This window comes from Streptomyces sp. NPDC058045, assembly GCF_042885635.1.
Classification (GTDB): Bacteria; Actinomycetota; Actinomycetes; order Streptomycetales; family Streptomycetaceae; genus Streptomyces.
The window spans coordinates 2,633-18,674 of sequence record NZ_JBHVRR010000051.1; the positions used below are offsets into that span (position 1 = coordinate 2,633).

Here is a 16,042-nt window from a genome sequence, read left to right on the forward strand (position 1 = left end):
GGTGCCTGTGTGGTGGGGGGTCTTTTATTTTCGGCCCCGGGCGGCCGTGTGGGGGCGTTGTGGGGCGGGGCCGGGACCGTCGGGGGTCAGCCGGGGTGCCGCGTCAGTGGGCGCCGGTGCCGGTGAGGGAACGGACCTCCAGCTCGGCGTACTTGGCGGCGTCCGGCTCGTCCTTGGAGAGGAGGGTGCCGAGCCAGCCCAGCAGGAAGCCGACCGGGATGGAGATCAGGCCCGGGTTCTCCAGCGGGAACCAGTGGAAGTCGACGTCCGGGAACATCGAGGTGGCCTTCCCGGAGACCACCGGCGAGAACAGCACCAGGCCGACCGCGGTGAGCAGTCCGCCGTAGATCGACCAGAGGGCGCCGGTCGTGGTGAACCGCTTCCAGAAGAGGCTGTACAGGATGGTCGGCAGGTTCGCGGAGGCGGCGACCGCGAAGGCGAGGGCGACCAGGCCCGCCACGTTGAGGTCGCGGGAGAGGGCGCCGAGGGCGATGGACACGATGCCGATGAGCACGGTGGCCCAGCGGGCGGCCCGCACCTCCTGCTGCTCGGTCGCCTTGCCCTTCTTGATCACGTTGGCGTAGATGTCGTGTGCGAAGGACGAGGACGAGGCCAGGGTGAGGCCGGCGACCACGGCGAGGATGGTGGCGAAGGCGACGGCCGAGATGGTGGCCAGCAGCACCGCGCCCCACGTCGAGTCGGTACCGCCGACATGCAGCGCCAGCAGGGGTGCCGCGGTGTTGCCGGCCGGGTTGGACTTGATGATCTCGTCCGGCTTGATCAGGGCGGCGGCGCCGAAGCCGAGGGCGATCGTCATCAGGTAGAAGGCGCCGATGATGCCGATGGCCCAGTTGACGGACTTCCGGGCGGCCTTGGCGGTGGGCACCGTGTAGAAGCGGATCAGGATGTGCGGGAGGCCCGCGGTGCCGAGGACCAGGGCGATGCCGAGGGAGAGGAAGTCCAGCTTCGAGGTGGGTGTGAGGCCGTACTTGAGGCCGGGTTCCAGGAAGGCGGAGCCCTTGCCGCTGTTCTCCGCGGCCTTGCCGAGCAGGTCGGAGATGTTGAAGTCGAACTTCAGCAGCACCAGGAAGGTGATCAGCAGGGTGCCGGCGATGAGCAGTACCGCCTTCACCATCTGCACCCAGGTGGTGCCCTTCATACCGCCGATGGTGACGTACACGATCATCAGCACGCCGACCAGGGCGACGATGGCGACCTTGCCCGCGTCGCTGGTGATGCCGAGGAGCAGGGAGACCAGGACGCCGGCGCCGGCCATCTGCGCCAGCAGGTAGAAGATCGACACCACGATGGTGGAGGTGCCGGCGGCGGTGCGCACCGGGCGCTGGCGCATCCGGTAGGCGAGGACGTCGCCCATGGTGTAGCGGCCGGAGTTGCGCAGCGGTTCGGCGACCAGTAGCAGGGCGACCAGCCAGGCCACCAGGAAGCCGATGGAGTAGAGGAAGCCGTCGTATCCGAAGAGGGCGATGGCGCCGGCGATACCGAGGAAGGACGCGGCGGACATGTAGTCGCCGGAGACGGCCAGACCGTTCTGGAAACCGGTGAACTGCCGCCCGCCCGCGTAGAAGTCGGCGGCGCTGCGGGTCTGGCGGCCGGCCCAGACGGTGATGACGAGGGTGGCGGCGACGAAGATCGCGAACAGCGTGATGATCAGCGGGCGGTGTTCGCCCGCCTCGCCTGCGGCGAGGGTGAGGGCGGGTGCGGCGAGGCTCATCGGCCTTCCTCCATCCGGGACTTGATGGCCTCGGCCTTGGGGTCGAGGCTGTTGGCGGCGTGCCGCGAGTACCACCAGGCGATGAGGAAGGTGGTGAGGAACTGCGCGAGGCCGAGTACCAGCGCCATGTTGATGTTGCCGAAGAGTTTGGTGCCCATGAAGCCGCCCGCGTAGTTCGACAGCAGCACGTACAGCAGGTACCAGACGATGAAGGCGATGGTCAGCGGGAAGGCGAACGAGCGGTGGGCGCGGCGGAGTTCGGCGAACTGCGGGCTGCGCTGGACCTCGCTCCACTCCTCGGCGGTGGGCTGCGCCGGCTGCCGCTGCTCGGGGCCGCCCTTGTCGGGTGTCGGCGGGGGCGAGGGGGCGTCAGTGGCCACGGGGTCTCCTCGGGTCGTGCGTAAGGGTGGGTGGGCCTCCCGCGGGCGGGGCGTGGGTTCCTGCCGGGGCCGCGGGTGATCCCTGCACAGGGGCACGGGGGCGGGCGCGGGGAGGTTCAACGCGGGCCGAGGTTTTTCCGGCGGATCGCTTCCCCGGGGCGTGGCCCGGCCGGTGAAGTCCGGTCAGCGGATGCGGATTTACGCTTTCCGGCCATTGATCCGGGCGGGGCCGGAAGATAGCTTCACAGCGGCACCACATAGTGAAGTACCTGCCCGAGCACCATGCGTGTGTTCGGGCGGTGCCGTATCCCGATGATGTGGAGACCCCTGTGCGTCCTCTGCGTTCCAGACGAATGGAGACCTTGTGACCGCTCCTTGGGCTCGTTCCCGCCGTATCGCCGCCGTGCCCCTCGGTATGGCCGTCGCCTCGGCGCTCGCCTTCCTGCCCAACACGGCTGTCGCGGCCGACTCCCCGGCGCAGGCAACGGCGGGCGCCCAGCAGGCCGCTGACGGCGAATCGCTCAGCTATGTCGTCAACACCCGCCCCGGGCACGGCGTCCCGCAGTCGGTGAAGCGTGCCGTCACCGACAACGGCGGCACCATCGTGACCTCGTACGACCGGATAGGCGTGCTCGTCGTCCACTCCAAGAAGGCCGACTTCGCCGAGAAGATACGCAAGGTCAAGGGGGTCGAGTCGGCCGGTGCCACCCGCACCGCGCCGCTGCCCGCGCAGTCCACCGGCGACATGGGCACCCCCAAGGCGCTCTCCGCGGCCCAGGTGAAGGCGGCCTCCGCGCAGGCGGCCGGGGACCAGGACCCGTTGCAGCCGCTCCAGTGGGACCTGCCCGCGATCAAGGCGGACCAGGCGCACAAGGTCAGCATGGGCAGCCCGGACGTCACCGTCGCCGTCATCGACACCGGCGTGGACGACACCCACCCGGACATCGCGCCCAACTTCGACCGCGCCGCCTCCGTCAACTGCGTGTCCGGCAAGCCGAACACGGCGGACGGGGCATGGCGGCCGACCGCCGAGGAGAGCCCGCACGGCACCCATGTCGCCGGTGAGATCGCCGGTGCCAAGAACGGCGTGGGCATGACCGGGGTGGCTCCCGGGGTGAAGGTGTCCGGCATCAAGGTGTCCACCACCGAGGGCTTCTTCTACACGGAGGCCGTGGTGTGCGGCTTCATGTGGGCCGCGGAGCACGGTGTCGACGTCACCAACAACAGCTATTACACCGACCCGTGGAACTTCAACTGCAAGGACGACCCGGACCAGGCCGCCCTGGTCGAGGCCGTCTCGCGGGCCACGCGGTACGCGGAGAAGAAGGGCGCGGTCAATGTCGCGGCCGCGGGCAACGACAACAACGACCTGGCCTCCGACGAGCTCCTCGACCCGTCCAGCCCCAATGACTCCGAGCCCGGCGACCGGAAGATCGACCCATCGAAGTGCCTTGACATTCCGGCCCAGTTGCCGGGTGTGATGACGGTGTCCGCCACCGGCGCCAAGGGCATCAAGTCCTCCTTCTCCAACTACGGCCTCGGCGTCATCGACATCGCCGCCCCGGGCGGCGACCGCACCGCCTACCAGACGCCCGACGCCCCCGCCAACAACGGCCTGATCCTGGGCCCGCTGCCCGGCGGCAAGTGGGGCTACATGGCCGGTACGTCGATGGCCTCGCCGCATGTCGCCGGTGTCGCCGCGCTCGTCAAGTCGACGTACCCGCACGCCCCGGCCGCCGCGGTCAGGGCGCTACTCAAGGCGCAGGCCACGGCCACCGAGTGCACCACCCCGTACGACATCGACAAGGACGGCAAGATCGACGCCGTCTGCGAGGGCGGCAAGAACCGCAACGGGTTCTACGGCGCGGGCATCACCGACGCGCTGAAGGCCGTCACCCGCTGACGTCCACGGCCTGACGCGGCCCCGTGGTGCGCCCCCGACTCCGGGTGGCGCAGCGCGGGGCCGCTGCGGTTGCCGCCCCCGCGTGTCGCCGGTGAGGATCCTGGCGTGAGTGTGATACCGAGTTCCGTCGAAACGGAGCCGGAGGCCCGGGCGCAGGAGGGCCGCCGGCGGTTCGCCGGGGGCGCCGGGCGGGCGGTGGCCGTACTGGTGCTGGTGGCGGTGGCCGCGCTGATACCGCTGCTGGGTGCGGGGCCCGCGCTGCACGGCACCGGTGAGGCCGAGGCGCCGGGCACACCGGGGATCGCGCTGGCCCGTGCGGTGCTCTTCGCGGGGATCTGCGTACCACTGGGGGAGGTCTTCGCGGCGAGACTGGCCCGCGGGCTGCCGGGGCTCGGCCCTCCCCCGCCGGGGCTGGGCCGTGTCGCGGCGGGGGCCGCGTTGCTCGCCGCGGTGCTGCTGGCCTCGGTGGTGGCCACCGGGAACCTGGTGCCGCAGCGGCTGTCCGACCTGGACGTGGGCGGGCTGTACCGGAGCCGGGACGGGCTGCTGGCGCTGGCCGAGGTGAACGCGCTGCTGGTGGCGGGCGCGGTGGCCGGGTCCCGTTCCACGGGGGTGCGGCTGCTGCCGGTGGCGGTGGTCGTCGCCGCGGAGTCGCTGCGCGCCCATCCGCCGTGGGAGCCGACGGCGCTGCTCGGCTCCGCCCTCACCGCCGCCCATCTGACCTGTGCCGCGCTCTGGGCGGGCGGGCTCTGGCAGGTGCTGCGGATGCTGCGCGGCACCCGGGTACCGGCCTCGGGGGCGGCGCTGCTGGGCCGCTTCTCGCGGGCGGCGGCCGGGCTGCTGGCCGCGGTCTGCGCGACGGGGGTGGTCAGCGCGCTGCGCCGGATGCCGCCGGACACCGTGCTGGACCAGTTGGCCGGCACCGCCTACGGCCGGGTCCTGCTGGCGAAGTTGCTGCTGGTGGCGGTGGCCTCGCTGCTGGCCCTGTCGGCACGGCGGCGGGTGGGCGACGCCTGTCTGCCCCGTACCGCGGATCCGGCCGGGGCGGCGCGCTCCGCGGTACCGGCGAGGGCCGAGGTGGCGGTACTGGCGGTGGTGGTGGCCGTCTCCGGACTACTGACGGCGCTGCCGGTACCGATCCACTGGTGAGGCTCAACCGGTGGGCACGCGGCGGTGGTTGAGGACGCCCCGGGTGAGGGCGTACTGGGCGGCGATGTAGGTGAGCATCACGCAGAAGTCATGGGCGGGGAGTTGCGGGAGGTCGGCGATGCCGGTGGCGATGAGGGTGTCGGAGAGCAGGAAGAGCAGCCCGCCGGCGGCGGCGAGCGGGCCGAAGCGGGTGGCGGACCAGGCCATCGCGGTGAGCAGCAGGCTGTATCCGGCGACCGGCCCGCGCAGCGCCGCGGGCAGCCCGGACCAGAGCACGGCGACCACGGCGACCAGCACCAGCAGATAGCCGGCGGGCAGCAGCAGGCCGCGGAGGCGGCTCGACGGGTCGGCGGCGGTGGACCGGCGGCCGCGGAGGAAGAGGCGCAGATAGCAGAGGTGGCCGAGGGCGAAGGAGCCCATCCCGGCCAGGAAGCAGGGCTCGGCGTCGAAGAGCAGCAGGATGTCGCCGCCCGCGCCGAACAGCAGCGCGGCGGCCAGCAGGCGGGGACCGCCGCTCAGCAGGACGTACCCGGCGAGCAGCGGCATCAGCAGCGGTTTGGCGAGCTGGTGGCCCAGGGGGAGGTCGGCCAGCAGGGAGCCGAGGTTGGTGATGGCGGCCAACGCGAAGGCGGCGAGCAGCAGTTGGGCACCGCGCGATCCCGGTGGGGCGGGCGGTGCGGCCGGATCGGCGGTGGCCGTGCGGGGCGGGTGGCTCACGGGGCGGGCTCCGTGGCGGGGGCGGGGGCGGCTGCTTCGGTCGGCGGCTGCCACCCGGGACCGCGCACCACCCGGCCCAGCCGCTCCCGCCAACTCGACGCCGCCCGCAGGTCCCTGGCGATGGCCGCGTACTCATGGGTGGCGACCCGCAGCGGGTTGTGGGTGGTGATGTTCTTGGTGAGGCCGAAGACGGGGCGCTCGGTCTCCGGTACGAAGCTGCCGAAGAGGCGGTCCCAGACGATGAGGATGCCGCCGAAGTTCCGGTCCAGATAGCCGCCCTGGGAGGCGTGGTGCACCCGGTGGTGGGACGGGGTGTTGAAGACGTACTCGACGGGGCGGGGCAGCCGGCCGATGCGCTCGGTGTGGATCCAGAACTGGTAGACGAGATTGACGGAGGAGCAGAACGCGACGGCCGCCGGGTGCACCCCGAGGGCGATCAGCGGCAGATAGAACGGCCAGGAGGTCCAGCTCGTCCAGGGCTGGCGGAGCGCGGTGCTGAGGTTGAACTTGCGGCTGGAGTGGTGCACCACATGGCAGGCCCACAGGATGCGGATCACATGGTGCCCGCGGTGCGACCAGTAGTAGAAGAAGTCCTGCCCGAGCAGCATCAGCGGCAGCGTCCACCACAGCAACGGCACCCGCAGCGGCGTCAGTTCGTAGACGGCGGAGTAGATCGCCACGATGGGGATCTTCCACAGGAAGTCGAAGAAGAGGCTGCCGAGGCCCATGGTGATGCTGGTGGCGGCGTCCCGCACCTCATAGCCCGCGGCGTCCTCGTCGGGGTGCAGGCGATAGCTGACGATCTCGACCACGGTCAGCAGGACGAAGGCGGGGACGGACCAGAGCACCACATCGGGCAGGTTGGGCATGGGTGCACCGTAGGACGGGTCACGGACCGCGAACAGACTTGTTACCCACAAGTATCCCCAAGGCCGGCGCGGCCGTTCTTGTACGACTCCCCACTTGCCTCCGGACCGCGGACGTGCAACGGACTTCCCGCGCCCGGGACTTGGGGCCGGTGATCCGGCTCAGGCCCCGGCCGCCCCCAGCAAGGTCCCCGCCGCATAGGTCACCCCCATCGCCAGCGCCCCACCGGTCGCGTTCCGCAGCACCGCCCGCCCCGGTGCCGCGCCGCCCAGCCGGGCGCTGGTCCAGCCGGTGACGACCAGCGCGGCCAGTACCGAGACCACGGTGACCGGCACCCGCAGGGCCTGCGGCGGCAGCACGATGGCGAGCAGCGGCAGCAGCGCGCCCACGGTGAACGCGAGGAAGCTGGCCCAGGCGGCGTGCCAGGGGTTGGTGAGGGCGTCCGGGTCGATGCCCAACTCCACACTGGCATGGGCCCGTAGCGCGTCCCGCGCGGTGAGCTGCTCGGCGGCCTCCCTCGCCACGTCCCGGGCCAGACCGCGTTCCCGGAGCAGCCCGGTCAGCTCCTCCAGCTCCTCCTCGGGCTGCTCGCGCAGCTCCCGGCGCTCGGTGGCCAGCGCCGCCTTCTCGGTGTCCCGCTGGGTGGAGACGGAGACATACTCGCCGGCCGCCATCGACAACGAGCCGGCCAGCAGCCCCGCGAGGCCCGCGGTGAGCAGGGCGCCGCGGTCCCCGGTGGCACCGGCCACCCCGACCACCAGGCCCGCGGTGGAGACCACGCCGTCGTTGGCGCCGAGTACCGCGGCGCGCAGCCAGTTGAGCCGCGTCCCCAGAGCGGCGCCGTGCTCCTCCGCGTGGCCCGGCCCGTGCTTGCCGCCGCTGCCGCCGGCGGGTGCGGTCTGATCGCTCATCGGGAGAGAATGCCATCCGCCGCCCCTCCCCGGCCCCGGGCACGCCGCCCGCCTCCGGCGCCCCGTCAACAGCCGCCCGTACGAGGGGTTTTGACGGTGTGCGCGGTGTGCGGGGGCGGGCAGCCGGAGTCCGGGCGCGGGACTGTCGGAGCCGGCCCGTATCCTCAGTGACCATGCTCGAAGACCCCCCGCCCGCAGCAGCTTCCGCCGCGCCCTGGCCGGCCGCGTATCCGACGGGTTACGCGGTCGTCGACGTCGAGACCACCGGACTCGCCCGGGACGACCGCATCGTGTCCGCGGCGGTCTACCGGCTCGACGCCCGCGGCGAGGTCGAGGACCACTGGTACACGCTGGTCAATCCGGAGCGCGATCCCGGCCCGGTGTGGATCCACGGTCTGACCGGCGACAAACTGGCGGGCGCGCCCCTCTTCGCCGATATCGCCGAGGAGTTCGCCGAGCGGCTGGCGGACCGGGTCCTGGTGGCGCACAACGCGGTCTTCGACTGGTCGATGATCGCCCGCGAGTACGCCCGCGCCGCGCGCACCCCACCGGTGCGGCAGCGGCTGTGCACCATCGCGCTCGCCAAGGAGCTGGCGCTGCCGCTGCCCAACCACCGACTGGAGTCGCTCGCCGCCCACTTCGGCGTGGTGCAGCGGCAGGCGCACCACGCGCTGGACGACGCACGGGTGCTGGCGGAGGCGTTCCGGCCGAGCCTGACGGCGGCGGCCCGCGGCGGGGTGCGGCTGCCGCTGCTGGAGTGCCGCCCGCTCACCGAGTGGACGGAGTCCCCCGCGTCCCGGCCGATGGGCGCCACCGGCTCCGGCCACCGGATCGGGCGTCAATCGGCGTACCGGCCCGGCAGTTGGCGCCCCGCCCGCAACCGCCCGGCGTGCCCGTACCCGAATCCGGGGCGGTACGAGCCGGGGCGGCCGCTGCGGCAGGGGATGCGGGTGGCGTTCTCCGGGGACACCTCGACGGAGCGTGAGCTGCTGGAGGACCGGGCGGTGGAGGCCGGGCTGCATGTGGCGACCAGCCTGTCCCGCCTCACCAGCCTGCTGGTCACCAACGATCCGGAGTCGGGCACTTCCAAGACGGCCCGGGCCAAGCAGTTCGGCACCCCGGTCGTGGACGAGGCGGCCTTCGGCCAGTTGCTCCAGGACGTGGCACCGGCCGAGCCGCAGGTCCCGGGCTCCCGCCCGCCGTCCGACACCGGCTGACCCGCCGCCGGACCGCGCACGTGCGCCGGTCGGGTGCCGCCCCGGCGACCCGCCCGCCGGGGCCTTGCCCGCCCAGGGACCGCCCCCGGACCATGCGGCGCATGGCACGTTGCGAGGTCTGCGGAAACGACTACGGCATGAGCTTCGAAGTGCACGCCCAAGGCGCGGTGCATGTCTTCGACTGCTTCTCCTGCGCCATCCACCGCATGGCGCCCATCTGCGAACACTGCCGGGTCCAGATCATCGGCCCCGGGGTGGAGGCCGAGGGCCACTGGTACTGCGGTGCGCACTGCGCCCGCGCCGAGGGGAGGCCCGGCATCGTCGACAAGGTCTGACGCCCGCACCCGCCGAACCCCGTACTCCCGGCCCCCGCCGGAGGCAGGCACCCCGCCCGCCGCCGCGGGGGCCCTGACGTGGGCGCCGGATCCGCGGCGAGTAGCCTCACTGGGGTGTACCGCTTCCTGTTGTCCCGGCAGTGGGTGATCCTCACCCTCGTCACGCTGCTCCTCATCCCCACGATGATCGAGCTGGGCTTCTGGCAGTTGCACCGTCACCAGCACCGGGTGGCGCAGAACGAGCGGATCTCCGCGGCGCTCTCCGCCGCCCCCGTCCCCGCCGAGCAGCTCACCTCCCCCGGTCACACCGTCACCGGCGAGCAGCGCTACCGCCGCGTCACCGCCACCGGCACCTTCGACACCGCCCACGAACTGGTGGTCCGCCGCCGCACCAACTCCGACGACACCATCGGCTTCCATGTCCTCACACCGCTGGTGCTGAGCGACGGCCGGGCGCTGCTCGTCAACCGGGGCTGGATCCCGGCCGACGGCGCCCAGACCGCGTTCCCGAAGATCCCCGCACCCGCCGGCGGCCGGATCTCCGTCACCGGCCGGCTGATGCCCGACGAGACCAGCGCCGCCAGCGGCATCAAGGACGTACGCGGGCTGCCGCCGCGCCAGGTCATGCTGATCAACAGCGCCCGCGAGGCGAAGAGCCTGGACCGCACGGTCCTCGGCGGCTATGTCGAGCTGACCTCCCCCGCCCCGCACAGCGGCGGCCCCGAGCCGATCGGCCGGCCCGACCACAGCAGCATCGGCCCGCACATGGCGTACGCCGTGCAGTGGTGGCTGTTCGCGGCCGGAGTGCCGGTCGGCTGGTGGGTCCTGGTACGCCGGGAGCGCCGCGACCGTACCGAGGCCACCGCGAAGGCCGAGGAGCAGCCGGCCGAACCGGCCACCGTCTGAGGCCCGCCGCCGTTCTGCCCGGATTGCGGCGCCGCTCCCGCGGGAACCCGGGGCGCGTGCGGCAACTCATCGAGGACTACGCGATCATCGGCGACCACCAGACCGCGGCGCTGGTGGCGAGGAACGGCTCCGTGGACTGGCTCTGCCTGCCCCGCTTCGACTCCCCCGCCTGCTTCGCCGCGCTCCTCGGCGACGAGCACAACGGCCACTGGCGGATCGCCCCCGAAGGCGCCGGCACCTGCACCCGCCGCGCCTACCGTCCCGGCACCCTCGTCCTGGACACCGAGTGGGACACCCCCACCGGCAGGGTGCGCGTCACCGATCTGATGCCGCAGCGGGACCGGTGGCCCGATCTGGTGCGGATCGTGGAGGGCCGCTCCGGGAAGGTCACCGTCCGCTCCGCCCTCCGTCTCCGCTTCGACTACGGCTCCATCGTGCCGTGGATGCGCCGCAGCGACGGACACCGGGTGGCGGTCGCCGGTCCCGACTCGGTCTGGCTGCGCAGCGAACCCGATGTGCCGTGCTGGGGCGAGGACTTCACCACGCACTCCGAGTTCACCGTCGGCAAGGGCGAGCGGGTCGCGTTCGTCCTCACCTGGCACCCGTCCCACGAGCCGCGCCCCAAGCTGATCGACCCGTTCAAGGCGCTACGGCAGAGCGAGCGGGACTGGCGGAACTGGGCCGGGCACTGCGGCTACAGCGGCCCGCACCGGGAGGCCGTGATCCGCTCCCTGATCACCCTCAAGGCCCTCACCTACGCGCCGACCGGCGGCATCGTCGCCGCCGCCACCACCTCACTCCCGGAGGAGCCGGGCGGGGTGCGCAACTGGGACTACCGCTACTGCTGGCTGCGCGACTCCACCCTCACCCTCGGCGCCCTCATCACCGCGGGCCACCTCGACGAGGCCAAGGCCTGGCGGGACTGGCTGCTGCGCGCCGTCGCCGGCTCCCCCGCCGACCTCCAGATCATGTACGGCCTCTCCGGTGAGCGCCGTATCCCCGAGTTCGAGGTGGACTGGCTGCCGGGCTTCGCCGACTCGCACCCGGTCCGCATCGGCAACCTCGCCGTGGAGCAGCGCCAACTCGACGTGTACGGCGAGGTCATCGACTCGCTCCAACTCGCCGCCCGCCGCGGCCTCGGCGCCAAACCGCACGCCTGGAACATCCAGCGCTCCCTGCTGGACTTCCTGGAGTCGGCCTGGCGGGAGCCGGACGCCGGACTGTGGGAGGTGCGCGGGCCCGAGCAGCACTTCGTGCACTCCAAGATCATGGCCTGGGTGGCGGCCGACCGCGCCGTCCGCGCCATGGAGGCCGCCCCGGAACTGAAGGGCGATGTGAACCGCTGGCGCCGGATGCGCGAGGAGGTCCGGCAGGACGTCTCCACCAGGGGCTTCGACCAGGACCGCGGCACCTTCACCCAGACCTACGGCTCCACCGCGCTGGACGCCGCGCTGCTGCTCATCCCCCGTACCGGGTTCCTGCCGCCGGACGACCCGCGGGTGACCGGCACCATCGACGCGGTGCGGGCCGAGCTGGCCCACGACGGCTTCGTCCGCCGCTACAGCACCGAGGGCGGCGCGGTGGACGGACTGCCCGGCGGCGAGGGCACCTTCCTGGTCTGCTCGTTCTGGCTGGTGGACGCGCTGCACCTGGCCGGCCGCACCAAGGAGGCCCGCCACCTCTTCGACCGGCTCGTCGCCCTCCGCAACGACGTGGGCCTGCTCGCGGAGGAGTACGACCCGGTGTCCGGACGGCAGTTGGGCAACTTCCCGCAGGCCTTCAGCCACATCGGACTGGTCAACTCCGCTTTCACCCTGTTCGGTACGGCCGGCGCAACGGGTGGTGCAGTATGAGGCCATGGATCTGGGGCTGAAAGACCGTGTCTACGTCGTCACCGGCGCCACCCGCGGACTGGGCAACGCCACCGCGCGTGCGCTCGCCGAGGACGGCGCGAAGGTGATCATCACCGGCCGCGACGAGCAGCGCACCGCCACTGCCGCCGCCGAACTGGGTGCGGTGGGAATAGCCGCCGACAACGCCGACCCGCAGGCCGCACAGCGCCTGGTGGCCACCGCCCGCGAGCGGTTCGGGCGGCTCGACGGCGTACTGATCAGCGTCGGCGGGCCCGCCCCCGGCGGACTGGCGGACAGCACCGACGAGCAGTGGCAGGCCGCCTTCGAGTCGGTCTTCCTCGGCGCGGTACGCCTGGCGCGGGCCGCGGCGGCGGAACTGGGCGACGGCGGTGTCATCGGCTTCGTACTCTCCGGCTCGGTGCACGAGCCGATCCCCGGACTCACCATCTCCAACGGGCTCCGCCCCGGTCTGGCCGGCTTCGCCAAGTCCCTCGCCGACGAGTTGGGCCCGCGCGGGATCCGGGTGGTGGGCGTGCTGCCCGGGCGGATCGACACCGACCGCATCCGGGAGCTGGACGGCCTGGCCGCCGACCCGGAGGCGGCCCGCACCGCGGCCGCCGCCCGCATCCCGCTGCGCCGCTACGGCACCCCCGAGGAGTTCGGCCGCACCGCCGCCTTCCTGCTCTCCCCCGCCGCCTCCTACCTCACCGGAATCATGGTCCCGGTCGACGGCGGCACCCGCCACGGCTTCTGACATACCGGCACCTCGTACGGCCCGCCCGTCACTGGACCCGCTGGGGACGGTGGCGGGCGGCTCTCAACTGGACCTCGGCGGGCAGCCGTTCGAGACCGGCCGAGTCACGGGCCTGCGCCAGCACCTCGTCCGAGATCCGCTGGAGGGCCGGCCCCGGCGCCGCGTAGGGCTCCAGCAGTACCCGCACCCCGGCCCGCGGCGCCTCCCGCCGCCCGGTGAGCCGCACCTCGGCCCGCTCCACCCCGTCCAGCGCGGCGGTACGGGCACCGGCCGCCGCCTCCAGGGCCGGGCCGCGCAGCAGGGCCTCCTCGCCGTCCCCGGTGTCGACCAGGATCTCGGCGAGACGGCGGCGCCGCAGTACCGCGGACAGCCACCACAGGCCGATCAGCAGCAGCACCGCGAGACCCGCGATCACCGCCGGCCACCACCAGCCCTCGCCGCGCCAGTGGGTCCGCTGCGCCGCGGAGAGCAGTACATCGTGCTGGTCCTGGTGGATCCACCAGGAGGGCCCGGTCGCGCCGAGCCCGATGGCCAGCACCGGGCCGCCGAAGACCAGCAGCACCAGTCCGGCCAGCGCCAGCAGCACCCGGTCGGCACGTCCCGGCTTCTCCACCGCGCTCACCCCTTCCGGCCCGAGCGAGACACCCGCACCCCGAGCGCCGGCGGCCGGGCCAGGCCCAGCTCCCCGACACCGTCGGTCAGCGCCCGGGTCAAGTCGTCGCGTACGTCGTCCAGTTCACGGAAGTGGGACACCGCGCGGACCTTCACCCGGCGGCGTCCCGCGGCGACCTGGACGGACTGCACCCCGGGCACCTCCATGGCCCGGTCCCGCAGCACCATCGCCACCGCCCGCCGGTGCAGCCCCGCCCGCAGTCCGGGCTCCGGGGCGAGCATCGTCAGCACCCCGCGCCGCCCCGGGGTCGCCGCCAGCACCAGCAGCCACAGACCGAGGGCCGCCGCGAAGGCCGCCCCGGCGAGTACCGCGGTGTCGTCCAGGGGGCGCCGCGCCAACTCCCGCGCCAGGGTGCGCCGCCACTGCATCGCGGGGTGCCCGGTGCGGACCGAGGCGATGTCGTACAGCAGCAGCCCCGCCCCGGCGAAGACCAGCAGGGCGATCAGAACGGCGGGCGCCCGGCGCGGCGACCAGAAGCGGCGTACCCGACCCGGGGGCGGGACGGGTGCGGGGGCCCGCGGCGGTTCCGGCTCGCGCTCCAGGACGGGCATCGGGCGAGTGGGGCCGTCCGGATCCTCGGGCGTGCTCATCGGGTCCTCCCCTGTCCGGCGCCGCGCAACTCCGCCGAGTGCAGCCGCTCCACCTGGACCACCACCTCGGGCACCGACATCCCGGCCAGCGCCCGCACCCGCTGCACCACCCGCTGCCGCACCGCACCGCACTGGGCGCCCAGGTCGGAGGGGTACTCCAGATCGAGGCTGATCCGCACCCGGGCGATGTCCCGCCGGATCTGCACGGTGGCATGGGGTACGGAGCCGCCCTCGGGCAGCGCGCGCAGCGCCTCCCGGGCCGCCCGGGCGGCGATCTTGGCGACGACGCGGTCCGCGATCCGGGTGGCCCCCCGCTCGGCCGCCGGCACCCGCCCCGCACCGGCGGCGACGGTGCCGGTGCCCGCGGCCTGCTCCGGCACCGGGGTCACCGGTCCCGGCCGCCGCCGCGGGGGCGGAAGATGTCACCCGGTTCGAGGTCGCCGTCCAGGAACCGGCCGGCCACGAAGCCGACCGCCCCCAGTGCGGCCACCAGCACGAAGGCGCCGAAGCCGCCGAAGTACCCGGCGAAGCCCAGTGCCATCCCGGCCACCATGCCGATCACGGCCATGCTCATGGTGCACGCTCCTCGCGGTCTGTCTCGGCCGGGCCCGGGCCGCTACTGGATCCGGGTCTCCGGTTCCTCTTCCTCTTCTTCGGGCAGCTTCACATCGCTCACGGCCACATTGACCTCGACGACTTCCAGGCTGGTCATCCGCTCCACGGCGGCGATCACGTTCTCCCGGACCGAGCTGGCGACATCCCCGATGGGCACGCCGTACTCGACCACGATCTCCAGGTCCAGCGCCGTCTGCACCTCGCCCACCTCGGCCTTCACGCCGCGGGAGACGGAACGGGTACCGCCCGGCACCCGTTCGCGGACGGCGCCGAAGGTACGGGAGATACCGCTGCCCATGTCGTGCACTCCGGGCACGTCACGGGCGGCGAGGCCGGCGATCTTCTCGACCACGCCGTCGGCGATGGTGGTGCGGCCGCGTTCGCCGGGGGCCGGGAGGCGCCGGGGCTGCTGCCCGGACCGCCGTTCCCTGGCGCCGTCGGTGAGGGACTGCTCGGACTTCTCCAGGCGCTCCGTGCCGCTGCGCCCTGCACTGTCAGCCATGGGATTCATCCTTTTCGACAGGAGATCTCCTTCTTCAGCCACCCTAGGTGCGGATACCCCGGCGCGCCCCGTGAAGACCCCCGATCCGGCACCGGGTGAGCTGGGAGGGGCGGGGTGTCAGTCGCCGAGGCCGACCAGGTCGCGCAGACGGCGGGCCTGGGCGGCGCGCTCGGCGGCGCGCTGCTCCTCGTAGCCGCGAGTGGTGGCGCCGCGCAGCAGGGCCTTGGTCTCGATGACGGCGTCGCGGGGCGCGGCGAGCAGGGCGCCGGCCAGATCGCGGGCGGCGGCGTCCAACTCCTCACCGGGGACGACGAGATTGGCCAGGCCGACGCGTTCGGCCTCCTCGGCGCCGACGAAGCGGCCGGTGGCGCAGATCTCCAGGGCCCGCGCATAGCCGACGAGCCCGACCAGCGGGTGCGTGCCGGCCAGGTCGGGAACGAGGCCGAGGCTGGTCTCGCGCATGGCGAACTGGGCGTCCTGCGCGGCGATCCGCAGATCGCAGGCGAGGGCGAGCTGGAAGCCGGCGCCGACGGCATGGCCCTGTACGGCGGCCACACTCACCACGTCGGACCGCCGCCACCAGGTGAAGGCCTCCTGGAAGGAGGCGATGGCGGCGTCGAGTTCGGCGTCGGTACGGTGCGCCAGGTCCAGGAAGGACGGCTCGCCGTCGAAGCCCTCGGGGGTGAGGGCCTGCCGGTCGAGGCCGGCCGAGAAGGACTTCCCCTCGGAACGCAGCACCACCACCCGGACGCTCCCGGGCAGGACGCGCCCGGCCTCGGCGAGGGTGCGCCAGAAGGCGAACGTCTGGGCGTTGCGCTTGGCGGGGTTGTTCAGCGTCACCGTGGCGAGCGTGCCGTCGACGGTGAGCAGTATGCCGTCCTGGTCGATGAGCGGGGCGGACGAAACCATGCGGTGCCTCCGGAGGGTGCGATGTCGGG

The 16,042-nt window shown here is 73.1% G+C and carries 18 protein-coding genes; 7 read left to right on the forward strand and 11 right to left on the reverse strand.

The window, feature by feature from the left end:
• Window positions 1-103: 103 nt before the first annotated feature.
• Window positions 104-1,732: a cation acetate symporter gene (locus ACFVST_RS24310; protein WP_390155646.1), complete on the reverse strand. Its 1,629-nt coding sequence runs from the start codon at window positions 1,730-1,732 to the stop codon at window positions 104-106.
• A complete protein-coding gene (locus ACFVST_RS24315) occupies window positions 1,729-2,112 on the reverse strand; it encodes a DUF485 domain-containing protein (RefSeq protein ID WP_390155647.1) in 384 nt (127 codons plus the stop codon). Before ACFVST_RS24315 ends, ACFVST_RS24310 begins: the two co-directional genes overlap by 4 nt.
• Before the next feature lie 364 nt (window positions 2,113-2,476).
• Here ACFVST_RS24315 and ACFVST_RS24320 point away from each other — a divergent pair, with 364 nt between their 5' ends.
• Together ACFVST_RS24320 and ACFVST_RS24325 are read left to right on the forward strand one after the other, a co-directional pair.
• Window positions 2,477-4,015, forward strand: a complete 1,539-nt coding sequence (locus ACFVST_RS24320; RefSeq protein ID WP_390155649.1) for a S8 family serine peptidase — start codon at window positions 2,477-2,479, stop codon at window positions 4,013-4,015.
• A 105-nt stretch (window positions 4,016-4,120) separates the two neighbouring features.
• On the forward strand, window positions 4,121-5,164 hold the full coding sequence (locus ACFVST_RS24325; RefSeq protein ID WP_390155651.1) for a CopD family protein: 1,044 nt from the start codon (window positions 4,121-4,123) through the stop codon (window positions 5,162-5,164).
• A gap of 3 nt (window positions 5,165-5,167) precedes the next feature.
• Here ACFVST_RS24325 and ACFVST_RS24330 read toward each other — a convergent pair whose 3' ends face one another.
• The 3 genes from ACFVST_RS24330 to ACFVST_RS24340 form a co-directional block, all read right to left on the reverse strand.
• Window positions 5,168-5,881, reverse strand: coding sequence for a lysoplasmalogenase (locus ACFVST_RS24330; RefSeq protein WP_390155652.1), 714 nt, complete (start codon window positions 5,879-5,881; stop codon window positions 5,168-5,170).
• Window positions 5,878-6,750 (reverse strand): sterol desaturase family protein, encoded by an 873-nt coding sequence (locus ACFVST_RS24335; RefSeq protein WP_390155654.1) that lies wholly within the window; start codon window positions 6,748-6,750, stop codon window positions 5,878-5,880. The genes ACFVST_RS24330 and ACFVST_RS24335 overlap by 4 nt, the downstream gene beginning before the upstream one ends.
• Before the next feature lie 159 nt (window positions 6,751-6,909).
• Window positions 6,910-7,659, reverse strand: a complete 750-nt coding sequence (locus ACFVST_RS24340; RefSeq protein WP_390155656.1) for a VIT family protein — start codon at window positions 7,657-7,659, stop codon at window positions 6,910-6,912.
• 173 nt (window positions 7,660-7,832) lie between these two features.
• Here ACFVST_RS24340 and ACFVST_RS24345 point away from each other — a divergent pair, with 173 nt between their 5' ends.
• From ACFVST_RS24345 to ACFVST_RS24365, 5 genes are all read left to right on the forward strand, one after another.
• Window positions 7,833-8,876, forward strand: a complete 1,044-nt coding sequence (locus tag ACFVST_RS24345) for a DEDDh family exonuclease (protein ID WP_390155657.1) — start codon at window positions 7,833-7,835, stop codon at window positions 8,874-8,876.
• A gap of 101 nt (window positions 8,877-8,977) precedes the next feature.
• Window positions 8,978-9,211: a hypothetical protein gene (locus ACFVST_RS24350; protein WP_390155659.1), complete on the forward strand. Its 234-nt coding sequence runs from the start codon at window positions 8,978-8,980 to the stop codon at window positions 9,209-9,211.
• 114 nt (window positions 9,212-9,325) lie between these two features.
• Window positions 9,326-10,117, forward strand: a complete 792-nt coding sequence (locus ACFVST_RS24355; RefSeq protein ID WP_390155661.1) for an SURF1 family protein — start codon at window positions 9,326-9,328, stop codon at window positions 10,115-10,117.
• A gap of 56 nt (window positions 10,118-10,173) precedes the next feature.
• Entirely contained in the window at window positions 10,174-11,970 is a 1,797-nt protein-coding gene (locus ACFVST_RS24360) for a glycoside hydrolase family 15 protein (RefSeq protein WP_390155663.1), read from the forward strand.
• Between the two features lie 4 nt (window positions 11,971-11,974).
• On the forward strand, window positions 11,975-12,724 hold the full coding sequence (locus tag ACFVST_RS24365; protein WP_390155665.1) for an SDR family oxidoreductase: 750 nt from the start codon (window positions 11,975-11,977) through the stop codon (window positions 12,722-12,724).
• A gap of 28 nt (window positions 12,725-12,752) precedes the next feature.
• Here the strand turns inward: ACFVST_RS24365 and amaP are convergent, their stop codons facing one another.
• The 6 genes from amaP to ACFVST_RS24395 form a co-directional block, all read right to left on the reverse strand.
• The gene (amaP, locus tag ACFVST_RS24370) at window positions 12,753-13,346 is read right to left on the reverse strand and encodes an alkaline shock response membrane anchor protein AmaP (protein ID WP_390155666.1); all 594 of its coding nucleotides are present in this window, start codon (window positions 13,344-13,346) and stop codon (window positions 12,753-12,755) included.
• Complete coding sequence (locus tag ACFVST_RS24375) at window positions 13,343-13,987, reverse strand: DUF6286 domain-containing protein (RefSeq protein WP_390155668.1); 645 nt, start codon at window positions 13,985-13,987, stop codon at window positions 13,343-13,345. The genes amaP and ACFVST_RS24375 overlap by 4 nt, the downstream gene beginning before the upstream one ends.
• On the reverse strand, window positions 13,984-14,367 hold the full coding sequence (locus tag ACFVST_RS24380; protein WP_390155670.1) for a hypothetical protein: 384 nt from the start codon (window positions 14,365-14,367) through the stop codon (window positions 13,984-13,986). Before ACFVST_RS24380 ends, ACFVST_RS24375 begins: the two co-directional genes overlap by 4 nt.
• A gap of 5 nt (window positions 14,368-14,372) precedes the next feature.
• Window positions 14,373-14,561, reverse strand: coding sequence for a hypothetical protein (locus tag ACFVST_RS24385; RefSeq protein WP_390155672.1), 189 nt, complete (start codon window positions 14,559-14,561; stop codon window positions 14,373-14,375).
• A gap of 42 nt (window positions 14,562-14,603) precedes the next feature.
• The gene (locus ACFVST_RS24390) at window positions 14,604-15,104 is read right to left on the reverse strand and encodes an Asp23/Gls24 family envelope stress response protein (protein WP_390155674.1); all 501 of its coding nucleotides are present in this window, start codon (window positions 15,102-15,104) and stop codon (window positions 14,604-14,606) included.
• 117 nt (window positions 15,105-15,221) lie between these two features.
• Window positions 15,222-16,013 carry an enoyl-CoA hydratase/isomerase family protein gene (locus ACFVST_RS24395; protein ID WP_390155676.1) on the reverse strand — a complete coding sequence of 264 codons (792 nt, stop codon included), beginning with the start codon at window positions 16,011-16,013 and terminating at the stop codon, window positions 15,222-15,224.
• Window positions 16,014-16,042 lie beyond the last annotated feature (29 nt).